Below are 15,296 nucleotides of genomic sequence, written 5' to 3'. Positions count from 1 at the left end.
TATGAAAACCATTTGTTTTGTTGTTCCTGCTTTTCCTGTAATATCAGAAACCTTTGTGGTTAACCAAATTTTGGTAGCTAAGCAGCTAGGTTATGCGATAAAGATTTTAACACAACGTATATTGCCTATATCGGCTTCGTCGCAACAGGAATTGTTGGAGCAAGAAGGTCTTATGGATAATGTTACTGAGCTTGGTTATAAGATCCCTAAAAATAAATTTGAGCGACGCATTAGAGCTTTGAGTTATATATTAACTCATTTTGTCGCTTGGAATCAGGTATTACATGTTCAGTTCAGGAAACGGTTTTCTACACTTCCGTTTCAAATGTTGTTTTTTGATCAGTTTAAGGATGTAGATGTCTTTCATGTACAATTTGCACAAGCTGGTATGGAGCTGGCAAAAATGAAATCTATTGGGGTTATAAATGCTGAGGTCATAACAACATTTCATGGCTATGATGCTCATTTTAAAAATAAGACCGAACAAGATAAATTAACAAAGCGCTATAAGGAATTATTGAAACTGTCTAGTTCCATTACTGTTAATACGACTTATTTGGCTTCAATAGTGAAAAAAATAGGTGTGGAAGAAGCTAAATTGCATATTATTCCTATGGGTGTTGACGTGAATTTTTTTTATAATGAAAAAGACAGAAAACTTCATTTTAATAAAAAAGTCAAGTTGTTGTCTGTTGGGCGCTTGGTATCTTTTAAAGGGTTTAAGTATTCTATTTATGCTGTTAAGCAAGTTGTTGATGCGGGATATGATGTTATATATACTATTGCGGGAGAAGGCCAAGAAGAAAAGGATTTAAAATCTTTAATTGAAACATTAGATTTGAAAGCTCATGTAATTATGCTAGGTAAGCAGACTCAAAATCAGGTGAAGGCATTAATGCAAAACCATGATATTTTTGTGATGAGTTCGATTGCCGATAGTACAGGAAGACAAGAAACCCAGGGTGTTGTAACCGCCGAAGCACAGGCGATGGGTTTGCCGGTGGTGGCTTTTAAGAGTGGAGGTGTCCCTTATACAATTAGTGATAAAATCACGGGCTATTTAGTAGAGGAAAAGGATACGGATGCCTTAGCTCAAGCTGTCATTAATATTTTGGAAATGCCAGATAGTTATCAAAAAATGAGTGAGTCTGCAAGAGAATATGCGGTTAAGGAGTTTTCAAATGCCATCATGGGCCAACGCTTTAAAATGTTATATGGTTGAAAAAGATTTCGAAATGAATTCGGAATGACAGAATTGAGTGGATTTGTCATGCTGAACTTGTTTCAGCATCTAGGTTAGGGTTGGCGTAAGACCCTGAAATCAATTCAGGGTGACAGATTCAAGTTTAGCATAACTAAATTTGGAATTGTAAAGGTTCTCGATACCATCCCGATGAAATAATCGGGATCACTCGAACTGACGGTGTTGTTTAATTGTTGTCACGTCGAGTGGGTTTGTGAGGGACGAACAAAGCTGTATCGAGACGTACTTTTATGTTGTGGTGCAACATTTTATATTAACCTAAAGATATTCTTCGTTTTAGTTTGTTTTGGGCGTTGGTCCAAAGGCTCTTATCACAAGGTTCTCGATACCATCCCGATAAAATAATCGGGATCACTCGAACTGACAAGGTTTATGTCTTGCTGAACTTGTTTCAACATCTCAACATGTAGATAGTTTCAGCATTTAGGTTAGGGTTGAGTTAGACCCTAAAACCAGTTCAGGGTGACAAGTTGCGTTCAGGGTAACCAGTTTGGGGTTTGGTGAACGGTTTAAGTTAAGGGGCATTTAAAATATAAAACGGAAGCCAGAGCTTCCGTTTTTATACAAGTACCTAAAAGGATTAGAGCAGCTCGATAAGCTGTAAGGCATTAAAAGCACCATTGTTAAGTGCATACGGCATGCCATTAATTTCCTGAAAGAAGGCTACTTTTAAAAAATAAAAGTTGAATCCCGTGCCCGTTGCCGGAGTTGCCGGTGTAAGGGTTACGGTTGTGGCCGTTCCATTTAGAGGTGCGCTTACCACCGAACTCATCTGCAAATCCTTAACATCGTTAACCAAGTCCAAGTTTAAAAACGCGCCACTAAAACTTACATGGGTTGCCCCATCGGGTGCACTTATTTGTTGGCTTGGTACGAGGTCGGTCATTACAATTTCGCCCGTGGCGGTATCTAAACTGTAATTGGTTTGCAGTACGCTATCCAAGGTTGCGTTTTTGTTAAAATTAAAGCCTTTCAGCCAATTTTTACCAAAAGCCGTAGCCAATCCCGTAGCTACATTCCGTTGTCCACGAGGCGAGGTAAGGTCTTCATTCTTTACCTTGCTTAACACCTTGGTGAGTCTAGAGGTTACTCTACTGTCTTTAGCATCGGCCAAGAGGCTGTTAATGGCGTGCCTAATTTGTTTGCCGCTAGTTGCTGTACTGCCAAACTCAGAGAGGTTTTCACGTGTTCTCGCGAATTGGGGATCGGTTAAAATACGGTTTTTGCTTACGCCGCCTTTGTTACGAGCGTAGTATCCGTTTTCTCCTTTGTAGAAAGTAACATCTCCAATGGTACCTTCTATCTTAAAAATTGAATTATACTTTGCCATAATTATATGGTATTATGTATAGCACCTTGATTTTTTGGGCTATACGGTTAAACTTCATTTTTCGATTAAAAGATACTATCTGGTTTTAGCTTTTACATGTGCACCTGTAAGCCGTTACCATTAACTATCTTTTAATTCGATAGGGCAAGTTTAGTGTTTGTTTTGCCATCGTTTTTGGTTAGGTTCTGGTTTGGTAATGTATAGTTGGTATTAATTCCGAAAGCTTCATTTTAGCGGCGGTTTACATGATGAATACTTCCTTTTTGTTCTGTGTTATGCTTGTAGTGGACTGTTATTTAACATGTTGTGCTTAGAGCTCTTTATTTGAAATAGACTTGAGGCTAATTTTACTTTTAAAGGCTTTTACATAGGCTTTCCATAGGGTTTCTATAGGGTTGGTGTCGGAAAAGTATAGGTTGGTTATTGATTTTTTAAGTATCACAATATCATTTACGTAATTAACGTAAAATCCATGTTTAATCCGTATATAGTTGTTAATTAGGTTTTTATGCTGTTTTTTTTAACGGCTTTATTGTTTAAAACTCATAAGAACTTCACTTTTAAGTACTTAAATTTAGGACTATCTTTGTAAGTCGCTGATATTAAGATATGCGGTTATATTTACATAGAGAACATATTGAACGTTTAAATGAGGTAAGCGATAAGGTGGCCCTAAAGATCATGAAAGATATTAGGGAGGAATTTGGTTTACCTCATACGCGCTATATAAGTGTTAAATCATATTGTAAATATTTTATGTTGGATAGGGAAGATGTGTGGCAAACATTAAATAGCAAAAAGGCGAGCTAGTTTTTAGATTAGATTTGTCATGCTGTCCCGATCCCGATAGCTATAGGGGCTATCGGGATTGTTTCAGCATCTAGCTTAGGGTTGGAGTAAGACTCTGAAATACTGAAACGAGTTCAGCACAAGTAAATTTAGGGTGACAAGTTCAAGTTCAGCACAAGTAAATTCGGAATTGTAAAGGTTCTCGATACCATCCCGATAAAATAATCGGAATCACTCGAACTGATAGTGTTGTTTAATTGTTGTCAGGTCGAGTGGGTTTGTGAGGGACGAACAAAGCTGTATCGAGACGTTCTTTTATGTTGTGGTGCAAAATTTTATATTAACCTAACGATATTCTTCGTTTTAGTTTGTTTTGGGCGTTGGTCTAAAGGTTCTTATCACAAGGTTCTCGATACAATCCCGATGAAATAATCGGGATCACTCGAACTGACGGTGTTGTTTAATTGTTGTCAGGTCGAGTGGGTTTGTGAGGGACGAACAAAGCTGTATCGAGACGTACTTTTATGGTGTGGTACAATATTTTATATTAACCTAAAGATATTCTTCGTTTTAGTTTGTTTTGGGCGTTGGTCTAAAGGTTCTCGATACAAAACCTGACGTTCCATGCGTTCAATAGAACTTATAGTGTTTATGTCGTGCTGAAGCCTATCTTTGTCATGTTGAACTCGTTTCAGCATCTAGGTTAGGGTTGGAGTTAGACCCTGAAATAAATTCAGGGTGACAGATTCAAGTTCTGCACATGGAAATTCGGAATGACAAAATTAAGTGGATTTGTCATGCTGAACTTGTTTCCGCATCTCAGGTCTTATACTTTACCATTCATCAACAATTTTCCTATATTAGCACAACCATAAATTAGTGCTATGACCAATACCCCTTTGGTTTCTATCATCATCCCGACATACAACCGTGCCCATCTTATAGGCGAAACGCTTGATAGCGTATTAGCGCAAACATATACCAACTGGGAATGTATTGTGGTTGATGATGGTAGTACGGATCATACGGCTGAGGTTTTAAAAAATTATTGCCAAAATGATAAACGTATTCAATACCATCGTCGTCCAGTAAATAAACCGAAAGGTGCTAATGCTTGCAGAAATTATGGGTTTGAGGTGAGTAAAGGCGGTATGCTGATTTTTTTTGATAGTGACGATAAAATGACGCCAGACCATATAGATTTAAAAGTGTTCCATTTATTAAGAACTAATGCCGATTATGTTATCTCTAAAACCAAATATTTTAATACAGATTTGGTTGACGAATTTTATAATTTTTCTCCTGACGATATAAATGCCCATAATTATATCACTCAAAAAGTGAACTGGTTGACTTATGATTTGGGTGTAAAATCGAGTATTGCAAAAAGAATAAGATTTAATGAGATATTGCAGTCGGGACAGGAGTTTAATTATTTTAGTAAGCTTACCCTGATTTCTACTAATGCTGTTTTTATTGATGCCTATTTAACTCTAAGGCGTTACCATAAAGCTTCTATAAGAGGGAAACTGAACAACGATAAACAAGCTTTGTTAAAAGGTATTTTTACTGCTCATTGGCAAACCTATCTTGATACTAGAGTGTTATTGGAAAAGCGAACGAGAGATTACTTAATAAAGCATTGTTGTAATTTATATTTTAAATTTTATAATTATCCCAAGGAATTTAATTTCAGTTTTTTAAGGGCTATTTATAGAGAGTTTGGCTTAAAAAAAGCTTGTTATTTTGTTATGTCTCTGTTCATGAATTTGTTTTTTAATAAGGGATATACTTTTTCAAGAAAAGTTGTTAATTAATTTGTAATACTATTAGTTTGAAGGAAGAATGCCATTTGCCATTAGTTTCAGTTGTTATGCCAGTTTACAACTGTGACGCATTTGTTGGAGAAGCGGTAAATAGTGTTTTAAACCAAACCTTTCAAGATTTTGAGCTTATAATTATTGACGATGGTTCTACCGACAGCACTAGAGAAGTACTAAATGGGTTTGATGATTCAAGAATTAACCTTGTTTTTTTTGATAAAAACCAGGGGGTTTCTAAAGCTACAAATGAAGGGTTTAGATTAGCTAAAGGGACATATATAGCTAGAATGGACGGTGATGATATTTCTGTAAGAGAGCGTTTTGAGAAACAAGTTGACGTTTTAGAATCAAACCCAGATATTTTAATATGTGGAAGTCATGTAAAGTATTTAGGAGGGACTAATAATGTAATTCGTTTCAAAGAAAACCATAACGAAATTATTACAGAATTATTGGTCTCGTGTTCGATATGCATGGGGTCGTCAATGTTTAGGCGAAAGGCCTTACGGGGGTATTATTATGATGAAGCCAGAAGAAGTGGTGAAGATTATGAGTTCTGGACTAGGGTTGCCTGGCTTGGAGAGTTGTATAACATTCAAGAGGTGCTATTATTGTATAGAGTTCACGAAAAACAAGCATCTATAAAGCACAAGCCACAACAGGTTATTGATGATGTTGATATTAGATTAGGATTATTTAAAAAACTTGGATATGATAGCAACCATTTTGATGATGTTTTGTTATTAAAACTATTTTTATTGAATAAACCTATAGAAGTAAAGGAGTTTGTGCTGTTTTTTAAATGGCTAAAAGAATTAGTTTTATTGAATAGTATAAAAAAAGTGTATCCACAAAAAGAATTTAAAGAAGTCATCAAACGTATAAAACGAAGCTTATTGTTTTCACTATATTTTAAAAACACCACTATTGGTATTACAAAAAAATGGCGATTAAAAGCGTTGTTTAAATTACCATTGCAAGATATGATTTATGTCCTTAAAGGAAAGAGAAAAGAAATGGGGAAAAGGATATTGAAGACATGAGTAAACAAAAAATAATTGTTTTTAAAGTACGTGAATTTCCTCTTTTGTCTGAAACGTTTATTGTCCATCAGATTGTTACGGCGATAAAATTAAATTATGAAGTAAAGATTATTGTAAAAAGCTCTTTGGGTTTTGATGCAACTATACATCCTAGTTTATTAACGGAATATAAGTTACTTAATAAAGTAATTATTGAAAATTACAATATACCCAAAAATACGTCCTGGCGATTATTAAAGGGGGTGTTGTTATTAGCTTGCAATATCAAGCATTTAAAATTTATTAAACGATTTTACAACCTACACGCTAGGTTTAGTTTAACTTGGTTTTATCAGTGGGTTTTTTATAAACGGTTTAATGATGCCGCTATAGTACATGTGCAATATGGAACTAATAAAGATCCATTGGATTTATTAAAAAAAACAGGTTTTTTTAAGCCGAAACTTGTCGTTACCTTTCATGGTCATGATGCCTTTTTTCCAATCAATGGTTTTATTCCCAATCATGGGTATTATAATGATTTATTTAAGTACGGTAATTTAATAACGGCTAATACGCCTTACCTAGGAAATGAAATTCTAAAATTAGGCTGTCTTAAAGAAAAACTGAAAATTATTCCAGTTGCAGTCAATACATCTTATTTTTATCCCAAGGACACATTAAGAAAAGTAGAAACCTCTTTGAGGTTAATAAGCGTAGGCCGTTTAGATAAAGTAAAAGGGCATTCGTACGCCATTAAAGCTGTTCATGATTTAATAAATAAAGGCATTGATTTAACTTTAACAATTATTGGAGATGGAGCAGAAAGAAATAATTTAGAAAAGCTCATAAAAACATATGGTTTAGAAGATAAGGTTTTTTTGCTTGGAAAAAAATCGCAAGAACAGGTGAGAGATGCGTTATGGCAGCATCATGTATATTTGTTAACATCTGTGGCCTTGCCCGACGGTAGAAGAGAAACGCAGGGCTTAGCCACCTTAGAAGCCCAAGCTTGTGGTTTGCCTGCCATTGTATTTGATTCTGGTGGGGTGAAGTATACGGTTAAAGATGAGGTTACGGGTTTTATATGTAAAGAACAAGATGTTGTTACCTTGGTTCAAAAAATTGAATTGTTATATAGTAATCGTAATTTAATTAGCAAAATGGGTGATAATGCCATTATTTTTGTCAATGAGAATTATTCTCAAAAAATGATTGATGATAAATGGAGAATTATTTATAATGATTTAAGTAATGGATAAAAAAATCTCAATAATTATACCTACTTATAACCGTGGTTATCTTATAGGAGAAACTTTGGATAGTATTTTGGCACAAACCTATAGCCATTGGGAGTGTATTGTAATTGATGATGGATCAACAGATAATACACAAACCACTGTTGCTGAATATTTAAAAAAAGACGATAGATTTAATCTCGTTTCAAGACCAAATCGCACTTTAAAGGGGCCTTCGGCTAGCAGGAATTATGGTATTGAATTATCTAAAGGAGATTATTTGCTGTTTTTTGATGATGATGATATTTTACACCCGCTAAATCTTGAATTGTGCGTTTTGGAATTGGCAAAACCCAATGTTTCGTTTTGCAGGTATGAACGAGAAAAGTTTTATGGCAATTTTGAGTATGATTTTGATTATTCTAAATATTACACTACTTTCTCTATAGATGCAAAAGATTTAGAACCTATTTTAAAGAATGAATTATTTTGTATAACAGGGTCAATAGTTTGGAATCGTGAGTGTTTTGAAACCTGTAAGTTTGTAGAGTATTTAACCTATGCAGAAGAGTGGGAGGTATATTCTAGAATAATATCTTCAGGTTTTAAAGGTATTTCAATAAACAAATGTTTGTTTTATGGGCGCAAACATCCCAATGCTACAACAGCTGTATCTTATGCAGATAATAGAAAGAGTAAAAAGTCTTATAATGATGCTATTTTGTTGGTTGTAAAGAATCTACACTCGAAATCTTTGTTAAGGGACTCGATTTTACGATATTTCATACAATTGTCATTAGGTTTTAATGAGTTTAAGCTTTATAAAAATATTATGAAGACCATTGATTTAAGTTTTTGGAATTCTTTAAAATGGGATATTTTTTATAAAACATTTCCCTTGCGATTGCGATTATATGCCATAAAAAAGAAGTTTAAATGAAATTTTTAATCATCGCACAAGATTTAAGAATATCTGGAACTAGTGAAGGGATGGTTTCTAGATCTTTTATTGCTAAGTTAAGGGCGGTATATCCTAAATCTGTAATAGATATTGAATATTTGAAGTTTCATCCCAGTGAAGATCAACTTCAACTCTTGCCAGTTAATAATATAATAGAAGAGATTATCAATTTTAGAGTTCCTTTTTATATCAAATGGATTAATAAAATATATTGGCGTTTATATCACGAATCCTTAAACAAGCGTTACATTCAAAAACAATATGCGAAGTATATAGCCAAGATTGATTACGAGGTGTATGATGTTATTTTTATAAGAAGTGCAGGATTGGATTATGAAGCTATTATAGCCGCTAAAGACTTGCCTGTTTTAAAGAAGGCCATTATTAATTTTCATGATCCATATCCTGTTTTTTGGTGCGCAGGAAATGATAGGCCACTTGATAATTTGGAGCTATTTAGATTTAAAAAAATGCAGCAAGTAGTGTTACAAGCAAAAAAATGTATAACGCCGGCCAGAACATTGACCAATGATATGGGTATGCTCTATAATACTACGAATAAGTTTCACACTTTGCCTCATCAATACGACGAAACTGTTTTTGATTTAACTAATCACACGAAGGTTTTTAAGAAAAGCAAAAAAATAACCATTTGTTACCATGGTGCCATACAATTTGGTAGAAATATTATAGACCTTTTAGATGCCTATAAAGAATTAGTTGATTTAAATAATTCAATAAAGGAACATACAGAATTTATTTTGCGTCTAAAAAAAATGTCGGATATCAATTACTTAAATAAAAAATATGCTGAAACAGATAATATTATTGTTTTAAAGTCTCAAAATTTCTCAAATGCTTCTTATGAACAAACACATTTAGCAGACATTAATATTATTTTGGAGAATGGACCTTATTACAGTAATGTTTTAGTTGGGAAAGCACCTTTTTTGGCATCTATTGAAAAACCTATTTTATCAATATCACCAAATAGGAGTGAGCTAAGGGGTATTATTAAAGATGAAAAATATATAGCTGATTCTAATAACAAAGAGGACATCAAGCAAAAACTGAAAAATTTAATAAGTGATTGGAATGAAGCTAAGAAGCCAGTTCATCCATTTGGCGACTATTTTAGTGATGATAACTTTAAGCGCAGTTTAGATGCTATATTGTACAACGAGTAATTTATGAAAACCTTAGCCGTTTTATTGCCCACATACAATGCAGCACTTTATATTGAGGAAAGTATTGATTCTATATTAAATCAAACTTTTGTGGATTTTGACTTGTTTGTGTATGATGATTGTTCGACAGACCATACAGCTGGACTGGTCCGAAATTATACAGATGACCGTGTTAACTATGTAAAGAATGATAACAATTTGGGTATTGCCAAAACTTTAAATAGGGGGTTGGATGATTTGCTGCCACATTACAGATTTATTGCCCGTATGGATGCAGATGACTGGGCTTACCCTGAACGGTTTGAAAAACAACTGGATTGTTTAGAAAGGTGTGAAGATGTTGTACTTTGTGGTACGCAAGGGTACTGGTTAAAAGATTTAGAACAAGAGCCTATATCAGGTTGGACTTATCCTTTAAGTGCAAAATATATTAAATATAACCTTTTATTTGGAGCTACTTTTGGACATTCTTCGGTAATAATAAGGAGTGCCTTTTTAATTCATAGTGGTTTAAGGTATGACGATACTATTAAAACTTGCGAAGACTGGGATTTATGGATTCGTGTCATAAAACATGGTAAAGCAGTTAATTTGCCAGAATTCTTGATGAAGTACAGAATTCTAGATAGTAGTAATCATCGCTCATCAGAAAATAGAGAAAACCATCTTAATGAGCGTTCAAAAATACTTGCGAAGTATTGGTTAGATTTTGAGATTAGAATGGGTGCGATGGAAGTTTATAATTTTTATTATGGTGATTTATCTTTAGGGAGAAAGGAGTTTGTTGAGCAATCAAAAAAGATAATTCAGGCATTTAATGAAATTTATAATATAGCTAAGGTAGAATTAGAACCTGAAGACCAAGAAATGTTCAGGTATAAGCTAGCACGTCGTATTCGAGATTATTGGAAACGAAGCCGAGTAAGTAGGTTCAATATATTGATTTGGTGGCATGTTGTGAAATCGGTTACCTTTATGAATTCATTTAAATTAGTTAAAAGCATTATTAGGTAATTCTCTGATGGAAATTTCTATTCTTATTGTGTCTAAGAACCGAAAGCAGGAACTGAATAAATCCTTGTTAATTTTACAGCCCTTTCTTGACTTCACTAAGCATGAAGTTTTGGTGTTTTTAGATGGGTGTTCGGATAATTCATATGATTTAAAGTCAGAAATGTCATGGGTAAGATGGTATGGGGCTGCTAAAAGTATAGGGGCATCGCCAGCCAGAGCAGCACTTTATAAAAAGGCCAAAGGTTTTTATTTTATAGGGCTAGATGATGATGCACACCCATTATATTCAGATTTTATTATACAAACCATTTCTGTTTTTAAAAAGTATCCCAACGTTGGAGTGATAGCTTTTGAAGAGATAAAAGGAATTTTTAAATCGGATGCGGATGCGTTAAAAAGTGTGGATTCACAACCCATGGTATATTTAACCAACGAATTTATTGGTTGCGGATTTGCCATTAAAAAAAGTGTCTATGAAGCCACAAATGGTTTTCCTGTTTGGATGGACATTTATGGTGAAGAATCTTGTTTATCCATAGAGGTGCTTTCTAAAGGTTATGATATTTTATATACCAATGCCATTAAAGTAAACCATAGGGTGGATAAGGAAGCGCGAAAACTATCTGGGAACAATTATTATAGATTTGAAAGACAGTTAAGGCATACAACTTATTATTACCTAGTTTATTATAAAAACCCTTTGTTTAAAATCACAAAATTGTATTTGCATAATTTTAAAAAATATGCTTTGACTGACATCCTCTGTTTTAAGTTGTTTTTCAAAGTAGTTTGTGAAGTTATTATAAATAGCTATAATATTTTGAAATATAGAGACCCAATTGACGCAAAAGTATTAAGGAAAATGAATAAAATTAAAGGAATAAAATTTTAATAGAGAGCTCAAAAAATGAAAAACATATTAAAAAAATTAATTGAGTCTGTTGGGTATAAAATCACTAAAAAAAGCAACATATTGTTGTTAAATGATAATCCTTTTATTGCCGTAAAAAAAAACATATCAATAAATAACCCCATCTTTTTTGATGTTGGCGCAAACTTGGGACAAACTATCAAGAAGGTAATAAATAATTATAAGGAAGCTACTATTTTTGCTTTTGAACCGAGTAAAAAGTGTTTTGAATTTTTAAAATCTGAATTTAGAAACGATAAAGTATTTCTTCATAATTTGGCAATGGGTTCTGTTTGCGGTAGTTTGGAATTTAATGAATATTCTTGGAGTGCATTAAATTCTGTTTTGAAAAGATCTTATGGGACAGCGGTAATTAATCAGACCTACTCTGTTGAGGTTTCAACAATAGATGCTTTTTGTAATTCTAATGATATAAAACATATTAATTTTCTTAAAACCGATACGGAGGGTTATGAACTGAATGTCTTGAAAGGAGCTTCATCTATGATGGAAGAAAATAGAATCCAGTTTGTATTTGTTGAAATATTTTTTAATGAAAATTATATAGGACAATCTTCTTTTGGAGATATTTATAACTTTCTTTTAGAAAATAGATTTGAATTGATTCGGTTTTATGATGTGCTATATACAAATGAAGGTTTGGCTTCAAAAACAGATGCGTTATTTGTTAATAAAGGTTTTAAAAGTAATTGATTAACAGGTTGTTGGCTATATGTAATTTTTCTGAATATTATAATGTGATAATTCAATTTTTATATTTAAGTTGGCTTTTAAGACCTCTGATTAATATGATATGACAAACCAGAAATAATACCTATTTTTGTCTGAGTAACGAAAAATCAAGAATGTCTTTAATTTATTCGACACCCTATATAATTGCCGAAATAGCACAAGCGCATAACGGCAGTTTAGATACGGCGCATCGTTATATTGATGCCCTTTCGGTTACTGGCATTGATGCTATTAAATTTCAAACGCATATTGCAGAAGCTGAAAGTAGTATTTTTGAACCTTTCCGAATCAAATTTTCTGAACAAGACAAGTCCCGATATGACTACTGGAAACGTATGGAGTTTACCTTAAAAGAGTGGAAAGGTTTAAAGGAGCATTGTGATGCTGTTGGTTTAGAGTTTATGAGTTCTCCGTTTAGTAATGCAGCGGTAGATTTATTGGAGGATGTTGGTATAAAAACTTATAAAATAGGATCGGGTGAAGTTAATAATTTTTTATTGCTTGAGAGAATTGTTCAAACTGGCAAACCTGTTATTTTGTCGTCAGGAATGAGTTCTTTTGAGGAACTGGATAAAACGGTAGCATTTTTAAAATCCAAAGGAGTCGAATTTTCTATATTACAATGTACCACGTCTTACCCAACAAAACCAGAGCAATATGGTTTAAATGTGATTCAAGAGTTAAAATCAAGATATGAGGTTCCTGTTGGGTTTTCGGATCATTCAGCAAATATAGGAACAGCTATTGCTGCCGTTACTTTGGGTGCTGATATTTTAGAGTTCCATGCTGTTTTTTCTAGAAGTGATTTTGGTCCCGATGCGACATCGTCTCTTACTATTGACGAGATAAAGATGCTTTCAGTAGCCGTTCGAAATATTAAAAAAGCCATAAAAAATCCACTTGATAAGAGCGATAATTCAAAATTTAAAGAACTAAAGGTTATTTTTGAAAAATCCTTGGGAGTAAACAAAGCATTAAAAGCAGGACATGTATTGGGTTTTTCAGATTTAGAGTCGAAAAAACCAGCAAATAAAGGTATTTCTGCTGCTAATTTTAGGGAAGTTATTGGAAGAAAACTTAAAGTTGATAAAGCTCAATGGGATTTTTTAAATGAAGAAGATTTAGTATGAGTAAAAAAAGAAAAATAGCTGTTGTCATAACTGCTCGCCCCTCTTATAGCCGTGTAAAAACAGCTTTAACAGCGATTAAAAACCATCCTGATTTAGAATTACAGCTAGTAGTAGCCGCTTCTGCTCTGTTGCCTCGTTATGGGTCTGCCGTAAATTATATAGAAAAAGATGGATTTGATGTTGCAGCTAAAGTATTTAATGTATTGGAAGGTGAAAATTTAACAGCGGCTGCTAAAACTACCGGAATAGGTATTTTAGAACTCTCCACTGTTTTTGAAAACTTGAAGCCAGATATTGTTATCACTGTTGCCGACCGTTTTGAAACTATGGCGACTGCCATTGCTGCTTCCTATATGAATATTCCGTTAGCACATATTCAGGGTGGTGAAGTAACAGGTAATATTGATGAAAAAGTACGGCATGCCATTACTAAATTAGCAGACTATCATTTTGTTGCTTCAGAAAAGGCTAAAGAACGCGTTATAAAACTAGGAGAGGATTCTGCCATGGTTTTTAATACAGGTTGTCCTTCAATAGATTTAGCCAAAGAAATAATAGATTCTAAACCACTTGCGTTTAATCCTTATGAGCAGTATGGGGGTGTGGGTGCCAAACCAAATTTATCTAATGGGTATTTGGTGGTGATGCAACATCCGGTAACAACTGAATATGAAAACTCAAGAAAGCATATTGAGAGTACACTTCATGCCATTTCCAATTTAAAGAAGCCTACACTTTGGTTTTGGCCAAATGTAGATGCCGGGGCAGATGGGACTTCAACAGGTATTAGGTCTTTTAGAGAAATGCACAAATTGCCAAATGTTCATTTTTTTAAGAATATGGAGAGTACAGATTTTTTACAATTATTACTTAATAGTGATTGCTTAATTGGTAATTCTAGTGTTGGGATAAGGGAGTGTGCCTACTTGGGCGTTCCAGTTGTTAATATTGGCTCTCGACAAAATAAAAGGGAACGAGGAGGAAATACCATGGATGTTGATTACGATCAGAAGGCTATTGAATCAGCTATTAAAAACATGTTGCAAAAAGGGAGATTTGTGTCATCTTCTATTTATGGTAAGGGCACATCTGGAAACCATATCGCTAAATTATTAAGTGAATTACCGCTAAAGTTTCATAAAACCATAATGTATTAAGATGCGAATTTTAGCTATTATTCCTGCTCGTGGTGGTTCTAAAGGTGTTCCAAATAAGAATATTAAATTATTGAATGGAAAACCGCTATTAGCCTATACATCTGAGGTTGCAATTCAATCAAAATATTTATCAGAAATAATCTTATCTAGTGAAGACCAATCTATAATAAACGTTGCAGAAAATTTGGGTGTTCATGTACCTTTTGTGAGACCATCAGTTTTAGCTCAAGACGACACGCCTACCATTAATGTCATTATTCATGCTTTAAAGTGGTATGCAAAACAGTCTGTTTTTTTTGATGCGGTATGTTTATTACAGGTTACTTGTCCATTTAGAACCGTTGACTTTCTAGATGCATCTATTACCAAATTCATTGAGAGTGGATGTGATTCTTTAATTTCAGTACAAAAGGTGCCTCATCAATTTAATCCGCATTGGGCATTTGAATTGAATAGTGCAGGAACTTTAAAAATAGCAACTGGAGAAAAACGTATTATACCAAGAAGACAAGAGTTGCCAGAGGCATATCATAGGGATGGCAGTATATATATTACAAAAACAGAGGTTATATTAAAACAAAACTCCTTATATGGGGAAACCATTACTTTCAGTGAGTCGTCTTCCGAATTTAATATTAATATCGATACACCTGAAGATTGGGAAAAAGCAGAGGGATTAATCGATAGATTTATAGAATAAATGAAGAAACTGGGGATA

At 33.8% G+C, this 15,296-nt stretch carries 15 protein-coding genes; 13 read left to right on the top strand and 2 right to left on the bottom strand.

Translation table 11 applies throughout. The annotated features are described in order from the left end of the window. Position 1 precedes the first annotated feature (1 nt). Positions 2-1,222, top strand: a complete 1,221-nt coding sequence (locus tag ACIEHO_RS09000; protein ID WP_406970840.1) for a glycosyltransferase — start codon at positions 2-4, stop codon at positions 1,220-1,222. A gap of 622 nt (positions 1,223-1,844) precedes the next feature. Here ACIEHO_RS09000 and ACIEHO_RS08995 read toward each other — a convergent pair. Beyond that, on the bottom strand, positions 1,845-2,594 hold the full coding sequence (locus ACIEHO_RS08995; protein ID WP_406970838.1) for a hypothetical protein: 750 nt from the start codon (positions 2,592-2,594) through the stop codon (positions 1,845-1,847). A gap of 609 nt (positions 2,595-3,203) precedes the next feature. Here ACIEHO_RS08995 and ACIEHO_RS08990 point away from each other — a divergent pair. Continuing rightward, positions 3,204-3,404, top strand: a complete 201-nt coding sequence (locus ACIEHO_RS08990) for a hypothetical protein (protein WP_406970836.1) — start codon at positions 3,204-3,206, stop codon at positions 3,402-3,404. A 521-nt stretch (positions 3,405-3,925) separates the two neighbouring features. Here ACIEHO_RS08990 and ACIEHO_RS08985 read toward each other — a convergent pair. Further along, complete coding sequence (locus tag ACIEHO_RS08985; protein WP_406970834.1) at positions 3,926-4,081, bottom strand: hypothetical protein; 156 nt, start codon at positions 4,079-4,081, stop codon at positions 3,926-3,928. Between the two features lie 186 nt (positions 4,082-4,267). Here ACIEHO_RS08985 and ACIEHO_RS08980 point away from each other — a divergent pair, with 186 nt between their 5' ends. The 11 genes from ACIEHO_RS08980 (at position 4,268) to ACIEHO_RS08930 (ending at position 15,278) form a co-directional block, all read left to right on the top strand. Next, positions 4,268-5,200 carry a glycosyltransferase family 2 protein gene (locus ACIEHO_RS08980; protein WP_406970832.1) on the top strand — a complete coding sequence of 311 codons (933 nt, stop codon included), beginning with the start codon at positions 4,268-4,270 and terminating at the stop codon, positions 5,198-5,200. Between the two features lie 17 nt (positions 5,201-5,217). Further along, complete coding sequence (locus tag ACIEHO_RS08975) at positions 5,218-6,249, top strand: glycosyltransferase family 2 protein (protein ID WP_406970830.1); 1,032 nt, start codon at positions 5,218-5,220, stop codon at positions 6,247-6,249. A 125-nt stretch (positions 6,250-6,374) separates the two neighbouring features. Beyond that, a complete protein-coding gene (locus tag ACIEHO_RS08970) occupies positions 6,375-7,490 on the top strand; it encodes a glycosyltransferase family 4 protein (protein ID WP_406970828.1) in 1,116 nt (371 codons plus the stop codon). Then, the gene (locus ACIEHO_RS08965) at positions 7,483-8,406 is read left to right on the top strand and encodes a glycosyltransferase family 2 protein (RefSeq protein ID WP_406970826.1); all 924 of its coding nucleotides are present in this window, start codon (positions 7,483-7,485) and stop codon (positions 8,404-8,406) included. The genes ACIEHO_RS08970 and ACIEHO_RS08965 overlap by 8 nt, the downstream gene beginning before the upstream one ends. Further along, on the top strand, positions 8,403-9,614 hold the full coding sequence (locus tag ACIEHO_RS08960; RefSeq protein ID WP_406970824.1) for a glycosyltransferase family protein: 1,212 nt from the start codon (positions 8,403-8,405) through the stop codon (positions 9,612-9,614). Before ACIEHO_RS08965 ends, ACIEHO_RS08960 begins: the two co-directional genes overlap by 4 nt. 3 nt (positions 9,615-9,617) lie before the next feature. Then, positions 9,618-10,628 carry a glycosyltransferase family 2 protein gene (locus tag ACIEHO_RS08955; RefSeq protein WP_406970822.1) on the top strand — a complete coding sequence of 337 codons (1,011 nt, stop codon included), beginning with the start codon at positions 9,618-9,620 and terminating at the stop codon, positions 10,626-10,628. Positions 10,629-10,635: 7 nt separating this feature from the next. After that, positions 10,636-11,520 carry a glycosyltransferase family 2 protein gene (locus tag ACIEHO_RS08950; RefSeq protein WP_406970820.1) on the top strand — a complete coding sequence of 295 codons (885 nt, stop codon included), beginning with the start codon at positions 10,636-10,638 and terminating at the stop codon, positions 11,518-11,520. Between the two features lie 15 nt (positions 11,521-11,535). After that, the gene (locus ACIEHO_RS08945) at positions 11,536-12,252 is read left to right on the top strand and encodes an FkbM family methyltransferase (RefSeq protein ID WP_406970818.1); all 717 of its coding nucleotides are present in this window, start codon (positions 11,536-11,538) and stop codon (positions 12,250-12,252) included. Positions 12,253-12,404: 152 nt separating this feature from the next. Continuing rightward, positions 12,405-13,421 (top strand): N-acetylneuraminate synthase family protein, encoded by a 1,017-nt coding sequence (locus ACIEHO_RS08940; protein WP_406970816.1) that lies wholly within the window; start codon positions 12,405-12,407, stop codon positions 13,419-13,421. Beyond that, positions 13,418-14,578: a UDP-N-acetylglucosamine 2-epimerase gene (gene neuC, locus ACIEHO_RS08935; RefSeq protein WP_406970814.1), complete on the top strand. Its 1,161-nt coding sequence runs from the start codon at positions 13,418-13,420 to the stop codon at positions 14,576-14,578. The genes ACIEHO_RS08940 and neuC overlap by 4 nt, the downstream gene beginning before the upstream one ends. Position 14,579: 1 nt before the next feature. Continuing rightward, complete coding sequence (locus tag ACIEHO_RS08930) at positions 14,580-15,278, top strand: acylneuraminate cytidylyltransferase family protein (protein ID WP_406970812.1); 699 nt, start codon at positions 14,580-14,582, stop codon at positions 15,276-15,278. Positions 15,279-15,296 lie beyond the last annotated feature (18 nt).

The sequence above is a fragment of the Flavisericum labens genome (assembly GCF_045446075.1).
Classification (GTDB): domain Bacteria; phylum Bacteroidota; class Bacteroidia; order Flavobacteriales; family Flavobacteriaceae; genus Flavisericum; species Flavisericum labens.
This window is presented reverse-complemented; position numbering and strand designations above follow the sequence as displayed.